Annotated in this window: 1 protein-coding gene; it reads left to right on the top strand. The window is 42.5% G+C overall.

Annotated features, from left to right (window positions below):
* Window positions 1-273: hypothetical protein (locus SB765_RS29695; protein ID WP_410932503.1), on the top strand; the 273-nt coding region annotated here is incomplete at both ends.

The raw sequence follows: 273 nt of genomic DNA, 5'->3' as shown, positions 1-273 counted from the left end.
AAAACAAATAGCACTAAGCGAGTATGGCAATCGGCTGCACCTTACTACGAGCGAGTGCGAGCTGTATTAGACGATGAAGGTAAGCGTATTATCACTATTCGTGAATCTAAAACGCAGCAGCCTAACTTTTTTATTCGCGATTTAGATAAAGATAGCTTAACGCAACTGACCCAATTTGAGCATCCGTATCCAGCATTTAAAGGGGTGACTAAAGAGCAATTACGTTATACCCGCGATGACGGTGTTGAGCTTTCAGGTACGCTTTATTTACCG

This window comes from Pseudomonas sp. SIMBA_067 (assembly GCF_046534675.1).
Lineage (GTDB): Bacteria > Pseudomonadota > Gammaproteobacteria > Pseudomonadales > Pseudomonadaceae > Aquipseudomonas > Aquipseudomonas putida.
Note: the sequence above shows the minus strand (reverse complement) of the source record. Positions and strands in the feature narration are given on the sequence as shown.